Below are 25,493 nucleotides of genomic sequence, written 5' to 3'. Positions count from 1 at the left end.
TTTGGGGTGGGCGTGCCTCGCGTCCCTGACTTTCCTCCCAACAAACAGCAAAAAGCAACAGGACCTAGCCGATAAGGGCATGCTTGCGCAGTTCGCGTTTGAGGTCGTCGAGGTGCGCGTCGGACAGCGGGCAGAGCGGCAGGCGCAGCTCCAGAGCCATTTTGCCCATGAGCGCCAGCGCGGTCTTGGCCGGAATGGGATTGCTTTCCACGAACATGGCCTGATGCAGGTCGTAGAGTTCGTGATGCAGGCGCGCGGCCTCGGCAAGTTTGCCTTCCTTGAAGAGGTTGCACATGCGGGACATGGCTCCCGGCATGATGTTGGAGGTGACGGAGATGACCCCGCTCCCGCCGATGCTCATGAGGGGCAGCGCGGTAAAGTCGTCGCCGGAAAGCACGCTGAAGCCGTCAGGGCAGGCGGCGATGGTCTGGCTGCCCTGATGCAGGTCGCCGGTGGCTTCCTTCACGCCGACGATATTGGGGCAGTCATGGGCAAGGCGGCCCAGGGTGGCGGGCAGCATGTTGCAGCCCGTACGGCCCGGCACGTTGTAGGGCACGAGGGGGATGTCCACCGCTTCGGCAATGGCGCGGAAGTGGCGGTACAGGCCTTCCTGCGTGGGTTTGTTGTAATAGGGCGTGATGAGCAGCGCGCCGTCCGCGCCGGCCTTGCGGGCAAAGTGGGTCAGGCGGATGGCTTCCTCGGTGTTGTTGGACCCCGCTCCCGCGAGGACGGGCACGCGCCCGGCCACCTGCTCGATGCAGATCTCGATGACGCGCTCGTGCTCGTCATGGGTGAGGGTGGCGGACTCGCCGGTGGTGCCGCAGGGCACGAGGCCGTGGATACCCTCCGTGATTTGCCATTCGATAAGGGCTCGGTAGGCTTCCTCGTCCACGGCGCCGTTTTTGAACGGCGTCACCAGAGCAGTCATAGCACCGGAAAACAACATATATCCTCCTTGCCGCGGACCGGCCAGGCTATTGATTGATGTATTCCTTGAGTTCCTTGCCCGCCCGGAAAAAGGGCAGACGTTTGGGGATGACCGAAACGCTTTCCCCGGTCTTGGGGTTGCGTCCGGCGTAGCCGCTGTATTCCTTGACCTTGAAACTGCCGAAACCGCGGATCTCGATGCGGTCGCCGGCGATGAGAGCGTCCTTCATGGCGTCGACGAAGGTGTTGACCACCATGGTGGCGTCCTCCATCGGCAGATTGGCTTCCTCGGCCAGTGTCTTGATAAGCTCGCTCTTGTTCATCATGCCTCCTAGAAGTTGGGGGGAATGCGTCAGGAAGCTGACCTCATTTAGGCAATGACGCAAGTGTGTTCATTACCCTGTTTTGGCTTCAAGGTAAAGGCCTTACAGACCAGGCCCCTGCAGCACGGGACGCCGGGCGAGCTCATCGAGCATGTTCAGTCGGTGCTTTTGCAGGCGGGCGGCGATCTTTTCCATATCCTGGGCGGCGGGGCTGCCCGGGGCGTAGCGCATGAGCGGCTGCTGACGGCAGACGGCTTCGGTCAGCTTGGCGTCCGTGCGGACATGGCCGAGGAAGACCGGTTCGATATTGAGGAAGTGGCTGCAGGCGCCCTTGAGCTTGTCGAAGGCCGCCAGCGCCTCGCGGGCGGAACCGGCCTGATTGACCACCACCATGAAGTCCTTCATGTTGTGACGGGTGCTCAGCACCTTCATGAAAGCGTAGCTGTCCGTCAGCGAGGTCGGCTCGGGCGTGATGACCACAAGGCGCATGGCCGCCATGGCCGCAAAGCCCTGCACGGTGTCGGATATGCCCGCGCCGAGATCCATGAAAACGTAGTCGTATCCTGAAAAGACGGGTTCCAGCTTCTGCAGCAGTTCATGGCGCATCTCCGGGCTGAGATCCACCAGCTCCGGGACGCCCGAGGCGGCGGGCAGCACGTCGAAACCGCGCGGTTCCACCGGGTAGAGCACTTTGCTCAACGGCATCTCGCCCATGAGGGCATGCTGCAGATTGCCTTCGGGAATGATGCCCAGCAGCACGTCCAGATTGGCCAGACCAAGGTCACAGTCCATAAGCAGGGCCGTGTAGCCGGCCTGATAGAGGCCGCAGGCCAGATTGAGGGACAGGTTGGTCTTGCCCACGCCGCCCTTGCCGCTCATGACGGCGATGCTCAAGGTTGTATTGGCCATCAGGCACCCCCAAAATAAAGAAAGCGTTTTTCCTGGGACTGCACGAGGGTGTCGGGCTGTCCCGCAGTAGTGTTGACAGCTTCAAATTGCACGCTGTCGGTCCGGGCCCGCGCCCGGTCAAGCAGGGGCGAAATGCGCTCCAGCAAATCCTTTACCGTTATTCGTGCCGACTGGGCAAGCGTGAGGACGGCAAAGCCGCAGGCATCCCCGGGCTGGCTCTCGCTCAGGAAGCGCTCGCGCAGGCGCATGGCCAGCGCTCTGGCCCGCAGGGGGCCGAAGCCCGGCAGCAGGAGGGCGATGCCGCGGTCAGGCAGTGCGCCCAGCGTATCGCAGGCATCCAGGCTCTGCGCCGCCAGATCGGCGAGCCGCACCATGATGTGGGTGCAGCGTGCGCCCGCGCGGGCTTCGGCCGTCAGATCCATGCAGACGAACGAAAGCTGGCCGCCGCTGCGCTGCAGGCGCTGCAGATCGCGCTCCATCTGCGCGAGGAAGAGCTCGCTGCACAGCATGCGGGCCAGGACATGGTCCGTGGCGCGCAAGGGAGGACAGGCGTCAGGGCAGAGGTCCGAGGAGCTTCTGTCCATGATGTGGCTCAACGCCTGGGTCACCGCGGAGTCGTTGAGCGGCAGGGCCCCCCAGCGGCTGTTGGGATAGCGCCGGCGAAAAGCCTGCCAGCGTTCCGGCGTCATGCCGTGCACGCGGCGCAGGACCAGCAGCTCCGGCGCACCGTCCGCGGCCTGCACATCCCGCAGCTCCCGCAACTCGGTCAGCAGATCGTCAAAATCAGCGCTGCTGCTCATGGCGGTAAAGGAGGTAGTCGTGCTGGAACTGGTCGATCTGGCCGTTGAGCACGGCCTCCACATCCCCGGCTTCGCTGTTGGTTCGATGGTCCTTGACCAGCCGGTAGGGCTGGAGCGTGTAAGTACGGATCTGGCTGCCGAAGGCGATGGCGTCCTTGCCGGCATACTGGGCCTGACGCTCCGCCTCGCGCTTCTGCAGCTCCAGATTGTAGAGGCGGGCCTTGAGGATGCGCAGGGCGGAGTCCTTGTTGTGGTGCTGGGACTTCTCGTTCTGGCACTGGGCCGAGATGCCGGTGGGGATGTGCGTCACGCGGACGGCCGAGCTTGTCGTGTTGACGCTCTGGCCGCCGGGCCCGCTGGAACGGAAGGTGTCGAAACGCAGGTCGCTTTCCTTGATGTCCAGCTCGATGTCGTTGCCTGCGTCGGGGATGACGTCCACCGAGGCAAAGGAGGTGTGACGGCGGCCCGAGGCGTCGAAGGGCGAGATGCGGATGAGGCGGTGGATGCCGCGCTCGCTGCGCAGGAAGCCGAAGGCATGCGGCCCGGCGATGCGCAGGGTGACGCTCTTGATGCCGGCCTCGTCGCCGGGCAGGAAATCCAGTTCTTCCACCTCGTAGCCGCGGCGGGCGGCCCAGCGGGTGTACATGCGCAGGAGCATTTCCGCCCAGTCCTGCGATTCCGTGCCGCCCGCACCGGGATGGATCTCCAGGATGGCGTCCTGATTGTCCTCCTCGCCGGAGAGCAGCATGACGAGCTCGGTCTCTTCCAGCAGGGCGTGCAGGGCGTCCTGCTGCTCGTGCAGGGACTGGAGCGCCTCCTCCCCGCCGTCCTCGGCGGCCAGTTCCAGCCAGGCCTGCATGTCGTCATGGGCGGTCTTCAGGCGGTTCAGGCGTTCGACTTCATCTTCCAGCTGACGTTTTTCGCGCAGGAGGGGCGTCAGGGCCTCCGGCTTGTCCCAGGCGCCGGGACGGGAAAGCTCCTGTTCTATGGCTTCAAGACGTTTCTGATCGGATGCGACGTCAAAGACGCCCCCAGAGGTTGTCGAAACGCTGGGCAAGGGTCTGGGATCGGGCCCGGAGATCACTGAGTTGCAGCATGGGAATTCAAGGGGTTAGACGTTACGGCGTACAGGGCCGAAAAAGATCAGGCTCAGCAGGAGCAGGGCCGCACCGGCGGGGAGCCAGCGGGCGATGCGGTGGTAGGGCGTCGTCTCCGAGAGGACGCGGGCCCTGCCCCAGCGCGCGGCCTCTTCAAACTGACCGCCGCGCAGGACGATGCGTCCGCGTGCGTCGATGATGGCCGAGATGCCCGTGTTGGTTCCCCGCAGGATCCAGCGGTTCTGCTCCACCGCCCGCACGGCCGTGAGGCGGAGATGCTGCAGACCGGCCGGCGAGAGGCCGAACCAGCCGTCATTGCTGATGTCCACGAGCACGTTGGCGCCGTCGCGCACACGCTGTTGGGCAAGCCACGGAAAAATTCCCTCATAACAGATGAGCATGCCCAGTTCAAGGCCGCTGCTGCTGAGGGGGGCCAGCCGCGTGCCGGGCGAATAGACGCCCACCTGCTGCAGCAGGCCTTCCAGGAAGTTCCATTGCAGCCAGTCCGGCACATATTCCCCGAAAGGCACGAGGTGTTCCTTGTCGTAGTAGCCGGCCAGGCTGCCGTCCGGGGCGATGAGGTAGGCCCGGTTGTAGACCCGCATGCTCTCCCCTCTGCCTTCAAAGCCCGGAGCCCCGGTCAGCAGCGGGCTTTGCGCCCGGGCGGCCAGCTCGCGTATGAGGGGCGTGTGCGGATTGTCGGCCATGAAGTTGAAGGGCAGGGCCGTTTCCGGCCAGACGATGAGCGGATGCTCGTCGGGATGTTCGGCCAGCATCTCTTCCGTCAGGCGCAGATAGGTCTGCACGGTGCTGCGCTGGAAGGCCGGCAACCATTTCTGGTTCTGGTCGATGTTGCCCTCGGCAAAGAGCACGGCAAAGCTGCCGCTGCCCTGCGGCAGGGGATCGAGCGGTTCGCGGTCGAGCCGCCAGAAGCCGTAGCCGAGACAGGCCAGCATGAGCAGCAGGGAAAGCAGCGGATAGCGCCTGCCGTGCGGGGCCATGAACAGCAGGAGGAGCAGGAAGACCCAGAGCCCCCCCAGCAGGTAGCCGCCCAGCAGATCCGCCGGCTGGATGAGCAGCGGCCAGGCCGCGAGCGCCCCGTACAGCGGCAGCCAGGGAAAGCCCGCCACCGCCGCGTATCCCCATTCCAGCAGATACCAGCACAGGCCCAGCGAAAGGGCCAGCGCCAGCGGCGTGCGCCGCCGCAGCAGGAAGGCGACCCAGGCAAAGAGGCCGCCCGCGCTGGACAGGCAGGCGGCCACGAAGGCCGCGCAGGGGATGGCCAGCCACCACGGCAGCCCTCCCACCTGATAAATGGGCAGATACAGCCAATAGAGCGCCGCCAGATGTCCGCCCCAGGCCGCCAGCCAGCCGCGCCGGAAAGCCTGCCCGGCATGGCCGGCCCGCAGTCCCATGAAGGCCAGCAGCACCGGCACGAGCAGGGCCAGCGGCGGCAGGGCGTCCGGCAGGAGGGGGCAGGCGTGCGCAAAGCCCAGCCAGAGGCAGCAGACGACGGCCAGGGGCAAAAGCGCCCGCGACAGGAAGCCCTCCCGGGATGGGGCGGAGACCAGCAGCATCCTATTCCTCATCGTGGCTGGGGGCGGCGTCGGGGTCGGGTTCCATGCGCAGCCGCCGGATGAGCTTCTTGTCCGCATCCTGTACCGAGAAGAGCCAGCCGTGCAGGGCGAAGCGTTCGCCGGGGCCGGGCACATGACCGGCCTCCATGCTCAGGTAGCCGCCGATGGTGTCCACTTCGTCGGATTCGATGTCCACGCCCAGCTCCTGCAGATCCTCCAGCAGGGCACGGCCGGTCAGCTCGTAGACGCGGGGCTCGATCTCCCGGATGTCTTCCTGGCGGGGCGCGTCGTGTTCGTCCTCGATATCGCCCACGATCTCCTCGAGCAGATCCTCGATGGTGATGAGGCCCGAGGTGCCGCCGTACTCGTCGAGCGCGATGGCGATGTGCTGCTTGCGGGCGCGGAACTCCTGCAGCAGGGCGCGGATGGGTTTGGTCTCCGGCACGAAAAAGGGGTCGCGCATGATGGCGGAAAGTTCCTGCTTGCCGGTCTCGGGCGAGAGCAGGCTGCTGAGAATGTCCTTGGCGTGCAGGATGCCGACGATGTTGTCGCGGGTTTCCCGAAAGACGGGGATGCGGGAGTGCCCGGATGTCACGATGACGCGCGCCACTTCCGGCAGCGGCATATCTTCCGGCACGCAGTCGATGTCCGTGCGCGGCGTCATGGTGTCCTGCACCTGCAGGTCGTTGAAGCGCAGGATGCCGAGCAGCATGGACTCCTCATCGGGTTCCACCTCGCCTTCGGCCCGGGCTTCCAGGATGGCTTTTTCGAGGGATTCCTCGTCGTCGCGTCCGAACAGGCGTCCTAGACGCGACCAGATGCTACTGTGACTCTCGGGACCACCGTCCACAATGACCTCCTTTGTTGAAGGGATTTAATGATGATGCCTGCTCAGGCTCTCGACCCAGCGCAGGATGGGATCGACGCCCTTGAGCGGAGAGGCATGGAACCATTTGAGCGAACGTTCGCCGGGCTGCAGGAGCGCCCAGTTGGTGAATTCCAGCCCCACCAGGAACGCCGGCGGCGTTTCCTTCAGGCGGGTGTTGTTGACCGAACAGGTCGCCCAGAAGGTGACCGGCTGCCCGTCCATCTCGAATACCAGCAGACAGAATAACGGGGAACCTCTTTCGAGGTCAACGGGCGGGGGGGCGTCCTTGCTTTCCAGGGGGAAGCCGATGGCCATGCCCGAGGCGGAGATGTCCGCCAGGAAGAGCGGCGGCGAGGCCGCGCCGCGCTTGGCCGCCAGGACGGGCGGGCCGACCTGTTCGAGCGTGAGGGGCATGGGCTGCTGCGGCGTGATGGTCCAGAGGCTCAGCAGACGGATGCTGCTCTGCGGCGGCGTCACACGGGAGAAGGTGCGCTTGTGGCCGATCTCCATGCTGATGGGAAAGCTCATCTCCACCGCCTGGAAGGGCTCTTCGGGGATGACCTTGCGGATCTCGCAGCAGAATTTGAAATACTGCTGCCCCGCCTGATCCTTGGCGCGGAACAGCAGGTAGGCCGGCGTGCTGGTGAGGGAGTGGGCGATGGGGTCCAGCATGCGGAAGACCAGCTTGTCCTTCTCCAGATTTTCCAGCTGTCCGCGGTAGCTGCGGTAACCCACCTCCGGCGCGTCCGGCTCGATCTCGAAGATTTCGCGCGAGAGCAGCGCTTCATCCAGGATGCTGTGGATGATCTTGTTGAAGTGCTTCTTGGAATAGCGGGAGTGGGCGTGCTTCTGCCAGAAGTAGCCGATGGTGAACAGGATCAGCCCCGCAATCAGGCTCAGCGAGATGATCAGCAGCGGTGACATGCGTTTCTCCGAACGTTGGCGACATGCGGCGTGCAGGCCGCGGGTTCAGCGGGAGGCTGCCGGCGGGGGGGTACGCAGCAGGCCCTGCTTGTGCAGGTGAATTTCCAGACAACTGACGGCCGCGGGAGTGACGCCGGAAATGCGCCCGGCCTGTCCCAGATTGCGCGGCCGTACGCGTTGCAGCTTTTCTTCCACCTCACGAGAGAGGCCGACCACGGCACTATACTCCATATTTTCCGGCAAGGGAACCGATTCCAGGAGCCTTGCCCTGGCGACCAGCTCGCGTTGACGTTCCAGATAGCCCGCATACTTGATGTCCACTTGCACGCTGAAGGCGGCTTCCGTCTCGTCGGCCAGCAGGGCGGCAAGGCCGGCATGCCAGGCGGCCAGCTGGTCAAGCTCCAGTTCGGGACGGCGCAGGGCTTCGGCCAGCGTGCGCCCGTGCAGGCTCGCGTCCGGCAGGGAGGAGGGCAGTCGTTCCGTCTCCAGCAGGCGGCGCAGCCGTTCGGCCCCCTCCTGCTTGCGCTGGAAAAGCTCCCAGTGGGCATCGTCCACGAGGCCCAGCTCCCGGCCCAGCGGCGTCAGGCGGGCATCGGCATTGTCCTCCCGCAAAAGCAGGCGGTGCTCGGCGCGGGAGGTGAACATGCGGTACGGCTCCTCCGTGCCCAGCGTGACCAGGTCGTCCACCAGCACGGCCATGTAGGACGAGGCGCGGTCAGGCAGGAAGGGCGGCAGGTCGCGCAGGCGGCAGGAGATGTTGAGCGCCGCCCACAGCCCTTGCGCCGCCGCTTCCTCGTAGCCGGACGTGCCGTTGATCTGCCCGGCCAGCCAGAGGCCGGACACGGGCTTGCTCTCCAGCGTGGGCGTGAGCTGTATGGGATTGGCGTAATCGTATTCGATGGCGTAGCCGGGCCGCACCATGACGGCCTTCTCCAGGCCGGGGATGGCCGCGAGCATGGCCTGCTGCACGTCCAGCGGCAGGCTGGTGGAGATGCCGTTGGCATAGACTTCGGCACTGTCGAGGCCTTCGGGCTCCAGGAAGATCTGGTGGCGTTCGCGCTCGGGGAAGCGGGCCACCTTGTCCTCCACCGACGGACAGTAGCGTGCGCCGGTGCCCTCGATGACGCCCGTGAACAGGGGCGAGCGGTCGAAACCGCTGCGGATGGCCGCATGGGCGGCCTCATTGGTCCAGGTGATATGGCAGCTCACCTGCGGCAGCACCGGGCCCGGGCCGCGAAAGCTGAAGCGCGGCGGCGGCGTGTCGCCCCGCTGTTCCTCCAGTCGCGCGTAGTCGATGGACGAGCGCAAAAGGCGCGGGCAGGTGCCGGTCTTGAGGCGGCCCAGCCGGAAGCCCAGCCGCCGCAGGGCGTCGGAAAGCCCGTGGGCCGGCGCGTCGCCCAGCCGTCCGCCGGGCAGGTGGGTAAGCCCCACATGGATGCGCCCTTCCAGGAAGGTCCCCGTGGTGAGCAGGACGTGCGGCGCGTAAAAGCGCTGCCCCAGCGCGGTCAGCACGCCGCAGGCGCCGCCGTCGTCCGTAAGGATGTCCACCGCCTCATCCTGCCAGATGCGCAGGTTCGGCAGGGCATACAGGGTGTCGCGCACCGCCTTCATATAGGCCTGCCGGTCCATCTGGGCGCGGGTGGCCCGCACGGCCGGGCCTTTGCTCATGTTGAGCGTGCGGAACTGGATGCCCGCCGCGTCGGCCCAGAGGCCCATCATGCCGCCGAGAGCGTCGATCTCGCGCACCATGTGGCCCTTGGCCAGTCCGCCGATGGCCGGATTGCAGGACAGATGGCCCAGCCGGTCCACGTTGCCGGTCACGAGCAGGGTGGGATGCCCCAGCCGGGCCAGCGCGGCGGCGGCTTCGCAGCCGGCATGGCCGCCGCCCACCACGATGGCCGCAAAGGTGTTTCGGGCGGAGGGGTCAGCAGCGGCAGAGCACATGGGCAAAGACCTTGGCGTCGCCGAGGGTGGCGGCGATGGACGAATGTTCGTCAGGCTGATGGCAGGTGCCGAGCAGGCGGCTCCAGACCACGGCGGGCAGGCCCCGGCGGCGCAGCAACGCCGCCACCGTGGCCCCGCCGATGCCCACGGGCCGGGCCGTCACGCCATAGACGGCGGCGACGGCATCGCTCAGCGCGCCGACCACGGGGCTGTCCTGCGGGGTGACGCTGGCCGCCTGATGGTGGTGGATGTCCACCGTGATCTCGACGCCGAAGCGCCGGGCCACGTCCGCGGTGCGCGCCCGTGCGGCTTCCAGCACGCTTTCGGGCGTCACGTCCGGCAGCAGGCGGCAGTCCACATAAAAACAGTCGTCGCCCGGGAGGATGTTGATGCTGTCGGCCCCGCCCTCATGCCGTGTGGGCACGAAGGTGGAACAGGGCGGCTGGAAGAGCGCATCCGTCTGGGGGAAATCCTCCGCCAGTCCGGCGCAGGCCAGCACGGCGGCGGCCCCGGCCACGAAGGCGTTGACCCCGCATTGCGGCTGCGAGGCATGGCACTGGCGGCCGGCGGTGCGCACGCGCAGCCAGAGCACATGCTTTTCGGCCACTTCCACTTCCGAGCCGTCCGGCGAGCCCGAATCGGGCACGATATACAGATCTTCCGGCCGGAACATATCTCCGGCCTGTTCAAGGACATGCTGCAGCCCCTTGGCATTGCCGCATTCCTCATCCGCCATGAAGACCAGACCGAGGCCCGGCGTGGGACGTTCCGCGCCGGCGTCCAGCGCGGCGCGCAGGGCGGCTGCCAGCAGCAGTATGCTCACGAGGCCCTGCTGATTGTCCTCCACGCCGCGCCCATAGAGCAGGTCGCCCTCCCGGCGCACGGTCCAGGGGTCGCTCGTCCAGGAGGTCTCCGGCCCGGCGGGCACTACGTCCGTATGGGCGAAGAGCCAGAGGGTCCGCGCTTCCCTGCCGGGCAGATGGGCGATGAGGTTGGGGCGCTCCCCGCAGGACACGCGCGCGTCCGGCGCATTGCACCAGCGCAGCGTGAAGGGGGAGCCCGGACCGCCGAGCAGATCGGCTATCTGGCGGGCCTTGGGCATCTCGCCGTCGCCGCCGTTCTCCGGGCCGAGCGCCCGGAAGGCCGTGAGGCGGCGTTGCAGGGTTTCCACGGTATCGCCCTGCGCGCTCAGATGGTGCAGCAGCGCGTCAAGCAGCGGTTGTGCGGACATGGCAGACTCCGAAAGCATCCCGTCGGGATGAAAAAAAGGAGGCCCGACGGGCCTCCTTGAGAAATAGGGACGCCCCACAGGAGGGACGACACGAGATGCGTACGGCCTAACGACCCTTGGCGGCGCGCTTGGACGCCTTGAGGGGGTTGACCTTGGCGGCGGCAGCCACCTGCACCTTCACGTGGGTGGCAAAGTTGCAGCGTCCGCCCGCCCACTTGCGCTCAGGATTGGGGTAGCTGGAGCAGAAGTTCTGGCCTTCGAACTCCCGCACGCGATCGCAGCCTTCGCACTTTTCCACCACGGGGAGAACGGTGATGCCGTTCACAGCCACACCATCAGCCGTTTTGACGGCATTCTGCAGAGCAGTCATACTTGTACCTCCATAGCGCCGCGGCGCTGGTAATTCTTCGGAATGGGCAACTATAGTAAAAATCCCTGTCCTGTCAAGGGGAATTCCGCAGAGGGCTTCCGCTCAGGCGGCGGGCGGCTCCGGACGTCCGCGCCGCAGCCGCCGCAGGACGGGGGCGAGCACCTCCGGGGCCAGCCGCCGGGCGAGGGCGGCAAAGAGCAGGACGAAGAGGCCGCCGCTCACGGCCAGCAGCAGGAGCGCGTCGGCCAGCGGCGGGAGGGGGCCGCCCAGTCGGGCGGCGCACCAGGCCCCCCAGGGCAGGGATTGCGCCCAGGCCGCCGCCGCGCCCGCGGGCAGGCCGCAGAGCAGCGTCCGCAGGGCCAGACTCCCCAGTCCGGCAAAGGCGCCGCCGCCCCGGCGCCGCCACCAGATGACCATGAGCCAGAGTACATAGGCGCTGACGCTCAGGCTGGAGACGAGACTGACGGCCCAGGCTCCGTGCGGCACGGCCCAGTAATAGTAGCAGGGCAGGGCCAGCACGGTCATGATGGTTCCCGTGACGGCGGGCGTGATGGTGTCGCCGCCGGCATAGAAGGCCCGCACCAGCACCATGTAGACGATCCACAGCGGCGTGGCGGCCAGCATGATCTGGAGGAGCGGCGTGCAGGCCAGCGTTTCCGCCGCGCCGAAGCGTCCGCCCTGAAAGATGACGGTGAGCACCGGCCGGGCGGCCAGCCCCAGCCAGATGGCGGCGGGGATGATGAGGCCGACGCTGGCCCGCAGGGCCGTGGAAAGGGTGCTGTCGAAACGTTCCCGCTCGCCGCTGGTGACCAGCGCCACCAGGAAGGGATAGGACGCCACGGCGGCGGCCTGCCCCATGAGGCCCACCGGGACCTGCGTGATGCGGCGGGCGTAGTTGAGCAGGCTGACGTTGCCGTCGGGCAGCATGGAGCCGAACAGGCGCAGGAACTGCTCGTCCATGAGGATGATGGTCTGGCCCAGCATGAGCGGGAGGGCCGTCAGCAAAAAGCGTCGGAAGAGCGGATGGGCGAGCCGCCACTCCAGATGCAGGCCCTGGGCGCGCGCCACCCGCCAGGGCAGCCAGAAGGCCCCCACGGCCGCGCCGAGGGTCACGCCCACGCAATAGCCGCTCATGCCGCCGAGCTCCCACTGCGGCGGCAGGGCCAGCGCCTGCGCGCACCACGGCAGACAAAGCCCGCCCAGGATGATGCCGCCATTATAGATGAGTGGCGTCAGGGCCGGGACGCGGAACTGCCGCCGCAGGAAGAGCAGGGCCGTCATGCAGGCCCCGCAGAGGAAGAAGACCTGCGCCGGCAGAATGATCCGCATGAAGAAGGCCAGCCGGTCGATCTGCGCCGCGTCGAAGCCGGGCGCGGTGAGGCGGGCAAGGGGTTCGGCCCCCAGCATGCCCGCGCCCGTCGCCAGCAGCGAGGCGAGGAGCATCCAGCAGAAGACGCAGGAAAAGAAGCGCCAGGCGTCCGCCTCGTCCTCGGCGAAGCGCCGGGACAGCAGGGGGAGCATGGTGATGGACATGATCCCCCCGGCCAGCAGGCTGTTGATGATGTCCGGCACCATGAAGGCGGCAAAGTACATGTCCGCCTCGCTGCCCGCGCCGAACTGCCAGGAAATGATCTTGTCGCGCACGAGCCCCATGAGGCGGGAGAGGATGGTGCTGGCGGCCAGCAGCAAGGCCGCCGCGCCCATGCGCTGACTGCCGGAGAGCAGGCCCATCAGCGCTTCCTCCCGCGGCCCTGCCGTTTTTCCTGACGGCGGGCGGGCCGTCCGGGCCTGTGCGGGGCGGCAGGCTTCGCGCCCGGGGCGCGTCCCTGCCGGGAAACGGGCCGCCGTGACGGGCGCTGCCCGTCGGGACGGCCGCGCGCGGCAAGCCTGGCGTCAGCCGGCACGAGGCGGATCTCCAGCCGCCCGGTGTGCACGTCGGCAAGGCGGACCGCCACCGGCCGGCCCAGCGCCCAGATGACGCCGCTGCGTTGCCCCACCAGCGCGTGGCGGCGTTCATCCAGCGAAAACCAGTCGTTGCCCAGATCCTCGACCCGGATCATGCCTTCCACGGGCATGGACTCCAGCTCCACGAAGACGCCGAATTCCGTCACGCCGGAGATCACGCCGTCGAAACGCCGGCCGATGTCGTCGCGCAGGGCGATGCAGGCCAGCCGCCGGGCCATCTCCCGCTCGCATTCCATGGCTTCGCGTTCCCGGCGGTTGAGCTGATCCGCCACCCGCAGCAGCTTTTGCCCGCCGGGCACGCTGCCCGTGCCGCAACCCAGCTTCTGCCGGAGCGCCCGATGCACCAGCAGGTCCGCATACCGGCGGATGGGCGAGGTGAAGTGACAATAGGCCGGGGAGGCCAGACCGAAATGGCCCTCGTTCCACGGTTGATAGCGGGCCTGCGGCATGGCTCGCAGGCAGAGGCGGTTGATGAGGAATTCCTGTTCCGTCTCCCGCACGCCGTTCAGGATGCCCTGCAGGGCGGCCGCGTCCGGCCGCGGCGGCAGCAGCTCCGGCGCGATGGCCTTCAGGGAGTCGAACAGCGCTTCCAGCCGTTCGGCGTCGGGCCGGGGATGCACGCGGTAAAGGAAGGGCGTCGCCGCCTCCTGCGGCGACGTGCCGCCGAGGAAGCGCGCCACGGCCTCATTGGCCGCCAGCATGCATTCCTCGATGAGCCGGTGAGCGGTCAGGCGTTCGCGCCGTCCGATGCCGGCCAGACGCCCGTCCGGCGTCAGTTCGTACCGCGCTTCCGGCAGGTCGAAATCCAGACTGCCGCGCGAGGTGCGCGCGGCATGCAGGGCCTCGTACAGCCGGAAGGCCTCTTCCAGCATGGCAAAGATCTCGTCGCCGCGCGGCCGGGCCGTCAGGCGGGCGCAGGCGTCAGGCTCCCGGCGCACGAGGGCGGCTTCCGTCTCCTCGTAGGTGAGGCGGGCCGCCGAGCGCATGACCGCCGGGAAGAAACGCGCGCTCACCGGCAGGCCCCGCCGGTTGAAGCGCACTTCCGCCGTCAGGCAAAGGCGGTTGGCATCGGGATTGAGGCTGCACAGGCCGTTGCTCAGGGCCGGGGGCAGCATGGGCTCCACCGAGGCGGGGAAATACCAGGAATTGCCGCGCGCCAGCGCTTCCGTATCCAGCGCCGTGCGCGGGCGCACATAATGGCTCACGTCGGCGATGGCCACGCGCAGCAGCCAGCCGTCGGGCAGGGCCTCCACGCCGATGGCGTCGTCGAAGTCGCGGGCGTCGGCCCCGTCGATGGTCACCAGTACCAGCGGGCGCAGGTCCTCGCGACCGGCCATGTCCTCGGCCGAGGGTTCGGCGGGCAGGGCCTGGGCCTCGGCTTCGGCGCGCGGGGGAAAGGCCAGCGGCACCTGATGATTGAGTTTGACCAGATTTTCCTGCACGGCCACACTGTCCTCATGGCCGATGACCTCCAGCAGGCGGGCCTGCCAGAGATCGGACGCCAGACGGCGTTCCGGTTCGAGCAGGACGAGCGCCCCGCGTGGCGGCGGCGTGTCCAGCGCCGGGGACATGTCCACGCTGAAGGACACATCCAGCCGGCTGTCCGCCGCCCGGCAGTGCAGGCGGCCACCCGCCCGGTCCAGCACATGGGCCGGCAGCTGGCGGCAGCCGCGTTCCAGCACTTCCACGATGCGGCCTTCAGGGCTGCGCCCGCGCACCTGCCGCCCTCGCGGGGCCAGCAGCACCCGCACCATGTCCGTGTGCCAGGCTTCCCCGGCCTGCAGGGGATGGATGAAGACATCCGGCCCCGTCACCTGCCCGCGCGCGTCAAGCGGCGTGACGAAGGCGCCCGCGCCGCTGCGCAGGGCCATGTAGCGGCCGCGCACTTCCCGCAGGCTGTCGGCCCGCGACCAGAGCCCGCCGCGCTGGCGTACGGCCTTGCCTTCCCGCGCCAGTCCGTCCAGCGCGGCTTCCAGCTCCTTGCGGGCCCGGCGCGGCAGGCCGAGCACCCGCAGCAGTCCGTCCAGCCGCATGGGGCGCTGCTGGCGGGCAAGGGCGGTCAGGATGCGGCGGGACAGGGCGTGGACAAGTCCGTCGGGCGTATCGCCGTCGGGATCGTCGCCGTTGGGATCGTCGCCGTCCCCGGAGACGACGGGGCGGCGGGGCGGCTCCACGGGGCCGCCGTCTCCCGCTTCGCCATCTTCTTTCTCAGCCAGATCCGCGGCGGTGGGCACGAAGGCGGCGTCTTCCCCGACAGGCGGCCAGCAGGGCCCGGCATCTCCCCCTTCCGGGAACGAGGCTTCGTAGCCGGTAGCGGATGCGGACGGGCGGTCAGACGGAGCGGGGGCGCGGCGTGTGCTCATGGCGAATGTCCTGAAAGGGGGCGCTGCCGGGAGTCCGGCGCGGCAGACGGCAAAAAGGGGAAAAAAGACGCATGGCGGGGACAAGGTCGTTCCTTGCCCCCGCCAGATGGATACGTTCCGTGCGCGGTTTGCCGCGCGAGCCTAAGCTGGAGCGTTTTCCGTTTGGAAGCGCTTTGCGCTCCACCCCAGACAGCCCGTCGTTTGCGGAAAAAAAGCGGTTTTTCCGTTTACTTTTGGCCGGGCGGCGCTGTGCGACCGCCTCGCGTCCAGCCTTTTTTCAAAGGCAAAACGTTCTAGTCGCGGCTGCCGCCAAAGAGGCGCAGCAGCATGAGGAAAAGGTTGATGAAGTCCAGATAAAGGGTCAGCGCGCCGAGGATGGCGCCGCGCCGGATGGCGGGAGCGTCGTTCAGCGGAGCGCCTTCGCCGAACTGGCGCAGCTTCTGGGTGTCATAGGCCGTCAGACCGGTGAAGACGATGACGCCCACGCAGCTGATGACGAAGTCCAGCATGCTGCTGGCCAGGAAGATATTCACGATCGAGGCGATGATGATGCCGATGAGCCCCATGAACAGGAAGCTGCCCATGCCGGTCAGATCCCGCTTGGTGACCGTGCCGTAAATGGACATGGCCAGGAACATGCCCGTGCAGGTCAGGAAGGCATTGGCGATGCTGCCCATGGGATAGACCAGGAAGATGCTGGACAGGGTCAGGCCGTTGAGCAGGGCGTACAGCAAAAAGACGCCCGTGGCCGTGGTCGACGAGAACTTGTGGATGGCGGCGCTGAGCGCGACCACAAGACCGATCTGCGCCACGATGAGCGCGATCATGATGAGGGAATTGCCCAGGATCGCCCAGGCGAGGCTGGGGCTGCTGGCCACGGCATAAGCCGTGACGGCGGTGACGCCGAGACCGATGGTCATCCAGCGGTAGACATGGCCCATGAAGATGCCGCTGACGCTGGCGCTGCTCCGGGCTTTGGAATAAGCATGCACTTCCATCTGTACCTCCGTCAGGGAAGGGAGACCCGCCCCGTATCCAGGATCGAAGAAAAACGTCATGGGGCGAGTGGTTTTCAGTGATGGTATATATAAGACGGGTGACCGGCTTGGCAAGCTCCCTTCACCGCCGCCGCAAAAAAAATTTGGACAGCCGCGCCATGCTCTTGCCAGTCTCCGGCAATTGAGATAAAAGGCAGTGAGAGATTTTTCACGAGGTGGCCTGATGTCCGGTATCAAACGTCTTGTCCTGTGTGTCCTGCTCGGCGTATGCGCTCTCTGTCTGTGCGGCCCTCTGCCGGCGTCGGCGGCGGGAGCGGATCCGGTCGTGAAGCTGGAGACCAATTACGGGGACATCCTGCTGCGTCTGGATGCCCGCAAGGCGCCCATGACGGTCTCCAACTTCGTGCAGTACGTCAAGGCCGGCCAGTATGACGGCACCATCTTTCATCGCGTCATCAAGGATTTCATGATCCAGGGCGGCGGCATGACCCCGGATCTCAAGGAAAAGCCCACGCGCGCCCCGGTGAAGAACGAGGCCTCCAACGGGCTGCAGAACAAAAAGTACACCGTGGCCATGGCGCGCACCAGCGAGCCGCATTCCGCCACGGCCCAGTTCTTCATCAACACCAAGGACAATTCCTTCCTGAACTACCGCAACGCCACGCCTGAAGGCTGGGGCTATGCCGTGTTCGGCAAGGTCATCAAGGGACAGAACGTGGTGGACAAGATCGCCGCTGTCCCTACTGGTTCCCGCGGGTATCATGATGATGTGCCCAATGAGCCCGTCATCATCAAGCGGGCAACCATCGTCGAGTAGCCGCATACGGGCTTGCAGCCCTCCCCCCATCGGTACGCCGATGCTGCATCCCGCGGACGAAGCCGGATTTAAAGTCCGGCTTCGTTTCGTTTTGGGCCCGGAAAACGCAGGCCCCCACCCCTACCCCTCTTCACTATGCTGGAACTGACTCTCCTTCTCAAATATGTCCTGCAGGCAACGGAACTCATGCCCCTGATCCTCCTGCTCACCTATCCGCTGGGCCGGCGCGGCAACGGGCGGCTGGCCATCTGGGGCGTGCGGCGGCTTACCCAGTTGAGCCTGCGCCTCTGCTGGTGCTCCGTTATCCTGCTGATCCTCCACTTTGGCTTCACCCTCTGGCAGATGGACGACATGTCCACCCTGCCGCGCTGGCAATGGCAGCAGACCGCCGCCAGCCTGCTGGCCTGCGGGCTGGCCGTGGTCTTTCTGGCGCTGGTGCAGAAGGCCAACGGCCGTCTGCCCGATTTCCCCCATCTGCGGCCTGATGCGGACTGTTTCTATGACGGGGCGGTCATCCGGCGTCCCATGCTGCTGACCGTGCCGGCCTTGCTCTGTCTGTTCGGCCTCATCCTCATCCAGGGCGGCGTGCTGGCCCCTCCGCCTCAGGGCATGGCCCGCAGCGACCTGTTCCGTCTGGTGCTGAGCGCCAGCCTGGGCACGGCCTTCTCCCATTTGACCGCGGCCGGGGGCGTGGCTCTGCTGGCGCTCTACGCCAATGCCCGTCTCCCGCTGCTGTTGTGCGGGAACTGGGAACGGGCGGTCCGCTGGTGCGCCGTCTGGGCCGTGCTGGGGCTGCTGCCTGCCTGCATCGACCGCTGGAGCGACATTCTCCTGCAGCCGCTGCTTTTCCTGCTCTCGGGACGGCCGCTGGGCAGCCTGATGGAAGACCCCACGGCTCTGGCTACCCTCAATACCGCGCCCGCCGCCGCTATGCTGACCCTGGCCGCCTGCCTCTGGGCCATCCCTCTCTACCGCCCCCAACTGGCCCGCCGCCTCTGGCTGCTGCTCCTGCCGTGGCTCTGCCTGCTCCTGCAGCCGCATGTGCTGCGTGCCTTTGCCCTGTAACGCCTGCCCGCAACATCAATGACGATTGGGGGGAAGGGGAACCCCTCGCTCTGCTGTCGATGTCCGTAAGGCTTCTGCGTCGCCTAACGGACACGGCCCTGCGGGCCGCCATTCGGTCGCGCTCTGCTGTCGATGCCTGTTTGGGGGGAAGGGGACCCCCTCCGCCTGCGCGGGAGGTGTTCCCCTTCCCCCCAAGCCCCCCATCCCTTCCCCAGCGCGCTTTTACCGGGGGAAGAGCCGGGGGAAGAGCAGGGATACGAGGCAACCCCGCCCCAAAGGCAAGCGGAACATGTACAGCTTGTTTGTTTTATCTGTTGAATTTATTTGTAAAACTTGTGTTGATACGCCCTGACGGGCGCGGCCCTGCGGCCGCCATTCGGTCGCGCTCCTTCCCTCAAGCCCCCGTCCCTTCCCCAAATGCGCTTCATGCATGAGGCCGTAAGTCCGGCGCAGCACGCAAGCCGAGGCTGCGGCTGCCTGTCGTCGTAGCCGGAAAAAAGAGAGCCTTTTGCCGTGGAAAAAGGCAAAGCGCGAGGTGGCGGCGTTCGCCTTTCCGCCTCATCACCGGCGGTCGTCCGTAATTTTTTTCGTGTCGGGATATTGACGCACAGCCGGGACGTCTTACCATCTATTGCAGAAACCCACACTGGGGGATGGTTCTATGGCAGTAGAATACAAGGATTATTATAAGCTGCTCGGCGTGGAGCGCAGCGCCTCCGCCGAACAGATTTCACGAGCCTACAAGAAGCTGGCCCGTCAGTATCACCCTGACCTCAATCCGGGCAACAAGCAGGCCGAAGAGAAGTTCAAGGAGATCAACGAGGCCTACGAAGTGCTCAAGGACCCGGAAAAGCGCAAGCTCTATGATCAGCTCGGCCCCAACTGGCAGCACGGCCAGAACTTCCAGGGCGCACCGGGCTTTGAGAACATGCACTTTTCCTTCAACGGGCAGGGCTTCGACGGCGCGGGCTTCTCGGACTTTTTCGAGACCCTTTTCGGCGGCGCGCGTCCCACCCGTGGCGGACGCAACAACGCCGGTTTCGGCGCGGACCCCTTCAGCGGCTTCAGCGCGCGTGCCCGGCGGGGCCGGGACGTGGAGGCCGAGCTTTCCCTGTCGCTGGAAGATGTGGCGCGCGGCGGCAAGCGCAGCGTGACCATACAGACCGGCAGCGGCCCCAAGACCCTTGAGGTCAATGTGCCGGCCGGCATCCGCGAAGGCGCCAAGCTGCGGCTGGCCGGTCAGGGCGAGGCGGCGCCGGGCGGCAGCGCGGGGGATCTTTTCCTGCGTGTGCGCTATCTGCCGCATCCGCTGTTCAAGGTGGACGGGGACAACCTGCAAAGTGACGTCTGGCTGGCCCCGTGGGAGGCGGCGCTCGGCGCGCGCGTCCCCGTGCGGACGCTGGACGGCGAGGTGGAACTCAACATCCCGGCGGGCACGTCCTCCGGCCGTAAGTTCCGCCTGCGGGGCAAGGGGCTCGGCAGCGTCGTTGCCCGGGGGGATCTGCTGGCCCGCGTCATGATCCGCGTGCCGGAGCAGCTCACCGACAACGAGCGCGAACTTTGGAACAAGCTCGCCGAGACATCCGCCTTTTCCGCCCGTCAACAACGTTCGTAAGGGAGGCCGCACATGAGCCTGTTACGTAAAAGCATCACGCTGCCCACGCCGTCCGGCTACATGGTGTGGGAAGAATTCGTGGCCAGCACGGGCATAGACCCGGACCGCCTGCGCGAACTGCTGGCGCTGGGCTGGCTGGATACCGGCAGGAACGCTACGGAGCAGCCCCTGTTCCGGGACGTGGATATCTACCGCGTCCGCAAGCTGGAGCGCATCTGCTGCGATTTTGAACTGCCCGTGCTCGGCGGCACCATCATCGTGGACCTGCTGGAACGTGTGGATCAGCTGGAGCGCCGGGTACGCGACCTGCGCGGACTGGAAGACTAAAACGATTTTTTTCGCCGTCGCGCGGCAGGGCGGACCCCGCGCGCACGGTATGGCAAGGAGGCATTTTTTATGGACATCAACAAATTTACCGACAAGGCCCGCGAGGCCGTCACCGAGGCGCAGAGCATCGCGGCGGGCATGGGCCACCAGGAAACCGACGTCGAACATCTGGCGCTTGCGCTCGTCCGGCAGGAGAACGGCATCGTGCCGCGTATCCTGGAGCAGATGGGCGTGCAGACCCGCGCCTTTGCCGTGGGCATGGAGGAAGCCCTGCGCCGGCGGCCTTCCGTGTCCGGGCCGGGCATGGACGCGTCCAAGATCATGATCACCCAGGGGCTGGGCAAGGTGCTGAGCGATGCCGAAAAAGAATCCCGGCGCATGAAGGACGAATACGTCAGCGTGGATCATCTCTTCCTGGCGCTGACGGACGTCCCGCCGCTGAGCACGCTGGACAACCTGCTCAAGGAATACGGCATCAGCCGCGCCACCTTCGGCAAGGCTATGGAAGAGCTGCGCGGCGGCGCGCGCATCACCAGCGCCAACCCCGAAGATACCTTCGAGGCCCTGAGCAAGTACGCCCGCGACCTCGTGGAAGCCGCGCGCGAAGGCAAGATGGACCCGGTCATCGGCCGTGATGCCGAGATCCGGCGCGTCATCCGCATCCTTTCCCGCCGCACCAAGAACAACCCGGTGCTCATGGGCGAGGCCGGCGTGGGCAAGACCGCCATCGTCGAAGGGCTGGCCTTCCGCATCCTCAAGGGCGACGTGCCCGAGGGGCTGAAGGGCCACAAGCTCTTTGCGCTGGACATGGGCGCGCTCATCGCCGGGGCCAAATACCGCGGCGAATTCGAGGAACGCCTCAAGGCCGTGCTCAATGAAGTGGAGAAGAGCGAAGGCAAGATCATCCTCTTCATCGACGAGCTCCACACCATCGTGGGCGCGGGCAAGACCGACGGCGCCATGGATGCCGGCAACCTGCTCAAGCCCATGCTGGCCCGCGGCGAACTGCATTGCATCGGCGCGACCACGCTGGACGAGTACCGCAAGTACATCGAAAAGGACCCGGCCCTCGAGCGGCGTTTCCAGCCGGTCATCGTGGACGAGCCGACGGTGGAGGACGCCATCTCCATCCTGCGCGGCCTCAAGGAACGCTTCGAGGTGCACCACGGCGTACGCATCAGCGACTCGGCCATCGTGGAGGCCGTGACGCTCTCGCATCGCTACATCACCGACCGCCAGCTGCCGGACAAGGCCATCGACCTCATCGACGAGGCCGCCGCCCTCATCCGCACGGAGATCGACTCGCTGCCCGCCGACCTTGACGAAGTGAACCGCAAGGTCATGCAGCTCGAGATCGAACGCGAGGCCCTGCGCCGCGAAACGGACGAGGCCTCGCGCGAACGCTTGGAAAAGCTGGAAAGCGAACTGGGCGAACTGCGTGTACAGCAGGGCGAACTGCGCAGCCAGTGGGAACGGGAAAAGGGCTCCATCGACGAGGTGCGCCGCATCAAGGGCGAGATCGAGCAGGTCAAGCTGGCCATCGAACAGGCCGAGCGCAGCTATGATCTCAACAAGGCCGCGGAACTCAAGTATTCCACCCTGCTGGAACTCCAGAAAAAGCTGGACGCCGCTTCCGGCGCGCAGGATGCCGGGGCACAGCGTCTGCTCAAGGAAGAGGTGCGCCCCGACGACGTGGCCGAGATCGTGGCCCGCTGGACCGGCATCCCGGTAACGCGCCTCATGGAATCCGAGCGGGAAAAGCTGCTGCGGCTGGCTGACCAGCTCCATGAGCGCGTGGTGGGACAGGATGAAGCCGTCAGCGCCGTGGCCGATGCCGTGCTGCGCGCCCGCGCCGGCCTCGCCGACCCGGCCCGCCCCACCGGCAGCTTCATCTTCCTCGGCCCCACGGGCGTGGGCAAGACCGAGCTTTGCAAGGCCCTGGCCGAAGCCCTTTTCGATACCGAGGACAACATGGTGCGCCTCGATATGAGCGAGTATATGGAAAAGCATTCGGTGTCCCGCCTCATCGGAGCGCCTCCGGGATACGTGGGCTACGACGAAGGCGGCCAGCTCACCGAGGCCGTGCGCCGCAAGCCGTACTCGGTCGTGCTCTTTGACGAGATCGAAAAGGCGCATCCGGACGTCTTCAACACGCTCCTCCAGCTGCTGGACGACGGCCGCCTGACCGACAGCCAGGGCCGCACCGTGGACTTCCGCAACTGCATCGTGATCATGACCTCCAACATCGGCTCCATGCACCTGCTGGACGGCATCAACGAGGACGGTACGCTCAAGCCCGGCGCGCGCGACAAGGTTATGGAAGATCTGCGCCACCACTTCCGGCCGGAATTCCTCAACCGCGTGGACGAGACCGTGGTCTTCCTGCCGCTGCGCCGCGATCAGGTGGGACGCATCGTCGATCTCCAGATCGACCGCCTGCGTCGCCGTCTGGAAGAACGCAAGATCACGCTCGACCTCAGCGACGAGGCCCGCGACTTCATCGCCGACGCCGCCTATGACCCCGTCTACGGCGCGCGCCCGCTCAAGCGCTATGTGCAGCACCACGTGGAAACGCCCCTCGCCCGCAAGCTCGTGGGCGGCGAGTTCCGCGACGGCCAGCACCTGCGCCTGACCGTCAACGCCGACGGCGAACTCGACTTCAGCGAAGTCGTCAACCTCGGTAAGTAGATGAATGCGCTTGTGGGGGGAAGGGCCCCTTTGTGAACAAAGGGTCGCCTTCCCCCCACGCCCCCCCATCCCTCTAAAAACTTTGCTTGCTCAGATGTGGGGCGTCGTGGCGTTGGAAGGCGTCGCCTGATCACGAGCCAGCCAGGCTCTGCACGAACAGACCGGACGGTTTTCGCTGTCCGGCCTTTTTTTTCATGCCGCCGGGGGACGCGGCAGGCGGGCGACGTCTTGCCGGGCTGCGTCGCCATGAGCGTTTCACCTTTGAAAAAAGTGAAACGCGAGGCGGCGGCACAGCGCCGCCCGGCCCAAAGTGAGCGGAAAAACCGCGTTTTTTCCGCGAAACGACAGGCCGTATGGTTTGAAACGCAACGCGTTTCAAACTGGAAATGCTCATGTGTTGACCCGAACAAAAGTTTTGGGAAGGATGAGGGGGAGCGCGAGGGGGAGAGAGAGAACCGTTTTTCAAAACGGTTTCCCTCTCCCCCTCGTATATCCGTTGCTTTCCCTAATCCTACACGAATTCGGAGGTATCGGGTTGGGGCGTCTTGTCGGTCACGCTGCCGATGTACATGTGAATAAATTTTATACTGATAATTTATTGATATATTTTATGAAAAAATAAATTTTCAAAAAAATACCCCGGCAAATACCCCCAAAGAAAAAGGATATTGCCGGGCGTTATTGTGCTTCTCTGGACAGTGCTTTCAGGACAGCAGACATAAAAATCCGGCGCTCACGGAGACCGCCAGCGCCGGATTGTGTTTTTTACCGTTCGGAGTTTTCAGGCCTCCCGTTCTCGGACTGTACTACCGACGTTCATAATTGTCCGCCTTACCTTGCTTTTTCCCCACCCTTCCGGCATATTGTCTTACAGGTGTTCGTAACACCTTTACCCTAGGCGGACCCGCCGCCGACACATGCGGGGTTGTTCTTGCTTCGGCAAGTGCAACCGCCTCTCTGCGTACGCTGTCGGGAGTGCGGGTAATGAAAGCAGATGTGATAATTAGAAGAAAAATATATGAATTTATTTTATTCTCACAGCATATGCGGCAGGGGGGATTTGTGATTGAAAATTATAAGACTCCAACAAAAAAGGAGAGAATATAATGTCACGAAAGCCTGTTGCACGAGTGGGAGATGCAGGAAGCCATGGCGGTGTAATCACCAATGGAGCAAGCACAATATTTGTTAATGATAGGCCAGTGGCAAGAGTGGGAGATATTTATGACTGTCCGAAGCATGGGCCTAACCCTATAGTCACCGGAGCCAAATCCGTTTTCGGTATGGGGCAGCTCGTGGCGCATGTGGGGTCAAAAACAGCATGTGGCGCTACCATTACATCAGGGTCTCCGGATACGTTTGTTGATGATGATGGAAGCGACAGCACTCCCCTTGGATTTGAGCAGACATGGCACCCCTATGACGAGCAAGTTCAAATTGTTGATGAGAAAACTGGGGAACCGCTCTCCTTCTATCCATTTTATATTGAAGTATCAGACGGGCAAATTGTTTCTGGCGAGACAGATGAAAAGGGGTATACTCCCCGGATTCAGACAGACCGTGCAGAGCGTTTAGAAATTTGGACAATGGAGATAGCACAACCGTAAAGCACCAAGATTACAGGCATGGAAGAAGATGTATATTTCGTAACGGAAAAAAGATAGGTGAAACAAAAGCAAAAGGGCATATTGATGAAAACGCGTTAAGTAAAATGTAATTGGAGGTTTAATGAAAATATTATCTATTTCAATCAAGATAATCCTATTTTTATTTGTAGTCACTGCTGCATACAATTTATTATTTTCAATAATCAAAATATATAATATTGAATGGTATTCTTTATATTTTGAAAATGATGTCATAGGATTGTTCATGGGAAGTTTTTTTTGGCTATAGGCTAACGCGCTTCGCGCGGCCATGAAAAAGGCAATCAGCTTGGGGGCGTCTTGCGGATCCGCTGCAACCTGGACGCAAAGAGCGTAGCAGCGAGACACACCCCGCCGCCCGCTCAGATTTGACGCCATGAGGGAATTTGCCTACGGCCATCTTCGGGATTGCAGTCATGACAGTGTCAAAAATCAGGAGGCATTACCGACATGAAAAAGGAAAAAAAGCCGTGTAGAGCCAAAGCAGAAAACATACGCGGAAAAATCATGATGCTTGGAATGATATGTCTTTTTTCAGCTTTTTTCCTGACAGGGTGCTCGACGCTCATACACAAATTGTAAGGGCTTGCCGTGAAACGGAAAAAATCCGTAGATATGTTTCAGGTCTGGAAAGGGAGAAGGAACATGAACGGCAGTCTGACGCCGTGGACCAGGCGCTGCCCCAAGCCCCCCAGAGGAGTCTGGACAGAGGAACAGGAAGAGCTTATAAAAAGGGCAGGGTGTGTCATACCCTGCCCCGTGGGGCACGTCCCCCGCGAATAAGCGTTTCGCAGTGTTAGCGCCCCGGTAGAGTTCGCACCTCTACCGGGGCGCGGCTGTTAGAGGTTCATCAGGTGAGCCGCCAACGCCGCGAGAAGGCTAGCCAGAAATCCGGCCAGCACATCCCGGAGGAAGTGCTTCATGGGGTTACCCTCCTTTCGGAGGACGGCCCCGGAGAAAGTCTACAAGTCATTTCATAATTCTGGAAAAATTATGAATTTCAGTTAAGGTCAAAGAATGAGTAAAGCCGAAATGTTAA

The 25,493-nt window shown here is 64.6% G+C and carries 20 protein-coding genes; 6 read left to right on the top strand and 14 right to left on the bottom strand.

Annotation, left to right across the window (positions count from 1 at the left end):
- Window positions 1-64 precede the first annotated feature (64 nt).
- The 14 genes from dapA to Q0K12_RS08675 form a co-directional block, all read right to left on the bottom strand.
- Window positions 65-946 carry a 4-hydroxy-tetrahydrodipicolinate synthase gene (dapA, locus tag Q0K12_RS08740; protein ID WP_297262052.1) on the bottom strand — a complete coding sequence of 294 codons (882 nt, stop codon included), beginning with the start codon at window positions 944-946 and terminating at the stop codon, window positions 65-67.
- Between the two features lie 28 nt (window positions 947-974).
- Entirely contained in the window at window positions 975-1,250 is a 276-nt protein-coding gene (locus tag Q0K12_RS08735; protein ID WP_297227212.1) for an HU family DNA-binding protein, read from the bottom strand.
- A gap of 102 nt (window positions 1,251-1,352) precedes the next feature.
- Window positions 1,353-2,159: a MinD/ParA family protein gene (locus Q0K12_RS08730; RefSeq protein WP_297262050.1), complete on the bottom strand. Its 807-nt coding sequence runs from the start codon at window positions 2,157-2,159 to the stop codon at window positions 1,353-1,355.
- Window positions 2,159-2,959: a hypothetical protein gene (locus Q0K12_RS08725; RefSeq protein ID WP_297262048.1), complete on the bottom strand. Its 801-nt coding sequence runs from the start codon at window positions 2,957-2,959 to the stop codon at window positions 2,159-2,161. The genes Q0K12_RS08730 and Q0K12_RS08725 overlap by 1 nt, the downstream gene beginning before the upstream one ends.
- Window positions 2,943-4,056 (bottom strand): peptide chain release factor 2 gene (gene prfB / locus Q0K12_RS08720; protein ID WP_297262045.1). Its coding sequence is split into 2 segments (ribosomal slippage): window positions 2,943-3,980 and window positions 3,982-4,056, totalling 1,113 coding nucleotides; the frame shifts between segments, so codons are not numbered across the junction. The genes Q0K12_RS08725 and prfB overlap by 17 nt, the downstream gene beginning before the upstream one ends.
- A gap of 14 nt (window positions 4,057-4,070) precedes the next feature.
- Window positions 4,071-5,633 carry an apolipoprotein N-acyltransferase gene (gene lnt, locus Q0K12_RS08715; RefSeq protein ID WP_297262044.1) on the bottom strand — a complete coding sequence of 521 codons (1,563 nt, stop codon included), beginning with the start codon at window positions 5,631-5,633 and terminating at the stop codon, window positions 4,071-4,073.
- A gap of 1 nt (window position 5,634) precedes the next feature.
- A complete protein-coding gene (locus tag Q0K12_RS08710) occupies window positions 5,635-6,483 on the bottom strand; it encodes a hemolysin family protein (RefSeq protein WP_297262042.1) in 849 nt (282 codons plus the stop codon).
- 24 nt (window positions 6,484-6,507) lie between these two features.
- On the bottom strand, window positions 6,508-7,425 hold the full coding sequence (locus Q0K12_RS08705; RefSeq protein ID WP_297262040.1) for a hypothetical protein: 918 nt from the start codon (window positions 7,423-7,425) through the stop codon (window positions 6,508-6,510).
- A 45-nt stretch (window positions 7,426-7,470) separates the two neighbouring features.
- A complete protein-coding gene (gene mnmG / locus Q0K12_RS08700; RefSeq protein WP_297262038.1) occupies window positions 7,471-9,369 on the bottom strand; it encodes a tRNA uridine-5-carboxymethylaminomethyl(34) synthesis enzyme MnmG in 1,899 nt (632 codons plus the stop codon).
- Complete coding sequence (locus Q0K12_RS08695) at window positions 9,350-10,600, bottom strand: M20 family metallo-hydrolase (protein WP_297262036.1); 1,251 nt, start codon at window positions 10,598-10,600, stop codon at window positions 9,350-9,352. Before Q0K12_RS08695 ends, mnmG begins: the two co-directional genes overlap by 20 nt.
- Window positions 10,601-10,706: 106 nt before the next feature.
- A complete protein-coding gene (locus Q0K12_RS08690) occupies window positions 10,707-10,970 on the bottom strand; it encodes a PxxKW family cysteine-rich protein (protein ID WP_296304742.1) in 264 nt (87 codons plus the stop codon).
- A 102-nt stretch (window positions 10,971-11,072) separates the two neighbouring features.
- Complete coding sequence (murJ, locus tag Q0K12_RS08685; RefSeq protein ID WP_297262035.1) at window positions 11,073-12,701, bottom strand: murein biosynthesis integral membrane protein MurJ; 1,629 nt, start codon at window positions 12,699-12,701, stop codon at window positions 11,073-11,075.
- Entirely contained in the window at window positions 12,701-15,298 is a 2,598-nt protein-coding gene (locus tag Q0K12_RS08680) for a VacB/RNase II family 3'-5' exoribonuclease (protein WP_297262033.1), read from the bottom strand. Before Q0K12_RS08680 ends, murJ begins: the two co-directional genes overlap by 1 nt.
- Before the next feature lie 293 nt (window positions 15,299-15,591).
- Complete coding sequence (locus tag Q0K12_RS08675) at window positions 15,592-16,296, bottom strand: Bax inhibitor-1/YccA family protein (RefSeq protein ID WP_297262031.1); 705 nt, start codon at window positions 16,294-16,296, stop codon at window positions 15,592-15,594.
- A gap of 223 nt (window positions 16,297-16,519) precedes the next feature.
- Here Q0K12_RS08675 and Q0K12_RS08670 point away from each other — a divergent pair, with 223 nt between their 5' ends.
- The 6 genes from Q0K12_RS08670 (at window position 16,520) to Q0K12_RS08645 (ending at window position 24,415) form a co-directional block, all read left to right on the top strand.
- Entirely contained in the window at window positions 16,520-17,113 is a 594-nt protein-coding gene (locus Q0K12_RS08670) for a peptidylprolyl isomerase (RefSeq protein ID WP_297262030.1), read from the top strand.
- A gap of 186 nt (window positions 17,114-17,299) precedes the next feature.
- Window positions 17,300-18,178 (top strand): hypothetical protein, encoded by an 879-nt coding sequence (locus Q0K12_RS08665; RefSeq protein WP_297262028.1) that lies wholly within the window; start codon window positions 17,300-17,302, stop codon window positions 18,176-18,178.
- Window positions 18,179-18,839: 661 nt separating this feature from the next.
- Window positions 18,840-19,793, top strand: coding sequence for a J domain-containing protein (locus Q0K12_RS08660; RefSeq protein WP_297262026.1), 954 nt, complete (start codon window positions 18,840-18,842; stop codon window positions 19,791-19,793).
- Between the two features lie 12 nt (window positions 19,794-19,805).
- Window positions 19,806-20,120, top strand: coding sequence for a chaperone modulator CbpM (locus Q0K12_RS08655; protein ID WP_297262024.1), 315 nt, complete (start codon window positions 19,806-19,808; stop codon window positions 20,118-20,120).
- A gap of 69 nt (window positions 20,121-20,189) precedes the next feature.
- Window positions 20,190-22,808: an ATP-dependent chaperone ClpB gene (gene clpB / locus Q0K12_RS08650; protein WP_297262022.1), complete on the top strand. Its 2,619-nt coding sequence runs from the start codon at window positions 20,190-20,192 to the stop codon at window positions 22,806-22,808.
- Between the two features lie 1,106 nt (window positions 22,809-23,914).
- Window positions 23,915-24,415 (top strand): PAAR domain-containing protein, encoded by a 501-nt coding sequence (locus Q0K12_RS08645; protein ID WP_297262020.1) that lies wholly within the window; start codon window positions 23,915-23,917, stop codon window positions 24,413-24,415.
- The last annotated feature ends 1,078 nt before the right edge of the window (window positions 24,416-25,493 follow it).

The sequence above is a fragment of the uncultured Desulfovibrio sp. genome (assembly GCF_944324525.1).
GTDB lineage: Bacteria > Desulfobacterota > Desulfovibrionia > Desulfovibrionales > Desulfovibrionaceae > Desulfovibrio.
This window is presented reverse-complemented; position numbering and strand designations above follow the sequence as displayed.

Coding starts and splice junctions, on each gene's coding strand:
- dapA (WP_297262052.1), bottom strand. CDS start 946: ATGTTGTTTTCCGGTGCTATGACTGCTCTGGTGACGCCGTTCAAAAAC.
- Q0K12_RS08735 (WP_297227212.1), bottom strand. CDS start 1,250: ATGAACAAGAGCGAGCTTATCAAGACACTGGCCGAGGAAGCCAATCTG.
- Q0K12_RS08730 (WP_297262050.1), bottom strand. CDS start 2,159: ATGGCCAATACAACCTTGAGCATCGCCGTCATGAGCGGCAAGGGCGGC.
- Q0K12_RS08725 (WP_297262048.1), bottom strand. CDS start 2,959: ATGAGCAGCAGCGCTGATTTTGACGATCTGCTGACCGAGTTGCGGGAG.
- lnt (WP_297262044.1), bottom strand. CDS start 5,633: ATGCTGCTGGTCTCCGCCCCATCCCGGGAGGGCTTCCTGTCGCGGGCG.
- Q0K12_RS08705 (WP_297262040.1), bottom strand. CDS start 7,425: ATGTCACCGCTGCTGATCATCTCGCTGAGCCTGATTGCGGGGCTGATC.
- mnmG (WP_297262038.1), bottom strand. CDS start 9,369: ATGTGCTCTGCCGCTGCTGACCCCTCCGCCCGAAACACCTTTGCGGCC.
- Q0K12_RS08695 (WP_297262036.1), bottom strand. CDS start 10,600: ATGTCCGCACAACCGCTGCTTGACGCGCTGCTGCACCATCTGAGCGCG.
- Q0K12_RS08690 (WP_296304742.1), bottom strand. CDS start 10,970: ATGACTGCTCTGCAGAATGCCGTCAAAACGGCTGATGGTGTGGCTGTG.
- murJ (WP_297262035.1), bottom strand. CDS start 12,701: ATGGGCCTGCTCTCCGGCAGTCAGCGCATGGGCGCGGCGGCCTTGCTG.
- Q0K12_RS08680 (WP_297262033.1), bottom strand. CDS start 15,298: ATGAGCACACGCCGCGCCCCCGCTCCGTCTGACCGCCCGTCCGCATCC.
- Q0K12_RS08675 (WP_297262031.1), bottom strand. CDS start 16,296: ATGGAAGTGCATGCTTATTCCAAAGCCCGGAGCAGCGCCAGCGTCAGC.
- Q0K12_RS08670 (WP_297262030.1), top strand. CDS start 16,520: ATGTCCGGTATCAAACGTCTTGTCCTGTGTGTCCTGCTCGGCGTATGC.
- Q0K12_RS08665 (WP_297262028.1), top strand. CDS start 17,300: ATGCCCCTGATCCTCCTGCTCACCTATCCGCTGGGCCGGCGCGGCAAC.
- Q0K12_RS08660 (WP_297262026.1), top strand. CDS start 18,840: ATGGCAGTAGAATACAAGGATTATTATAAGCTGCTCGGCGTGGAGCGC.
- Q0K12_RS08655 (WP_297262024.1), top strand. CDS start 19,806: ATGAGCCTGTTACGTAAAAGCATCACGCTGCCCACGCCGTCCGGCTAC.
- clpB (WP_297262022.1), top strand. CDS start 20,190: ATGGACATCAACAAATTTACCGACAAGGCCCGCGAGGCCGTCACCGAG.
- Q0K12_RS08645 (WP_297262020.1), top strand. CDS start 23,915: ATGTCACGAAAGCCTGTTGCACGAGTGGGAGATGCAGGAAGCCATGGC.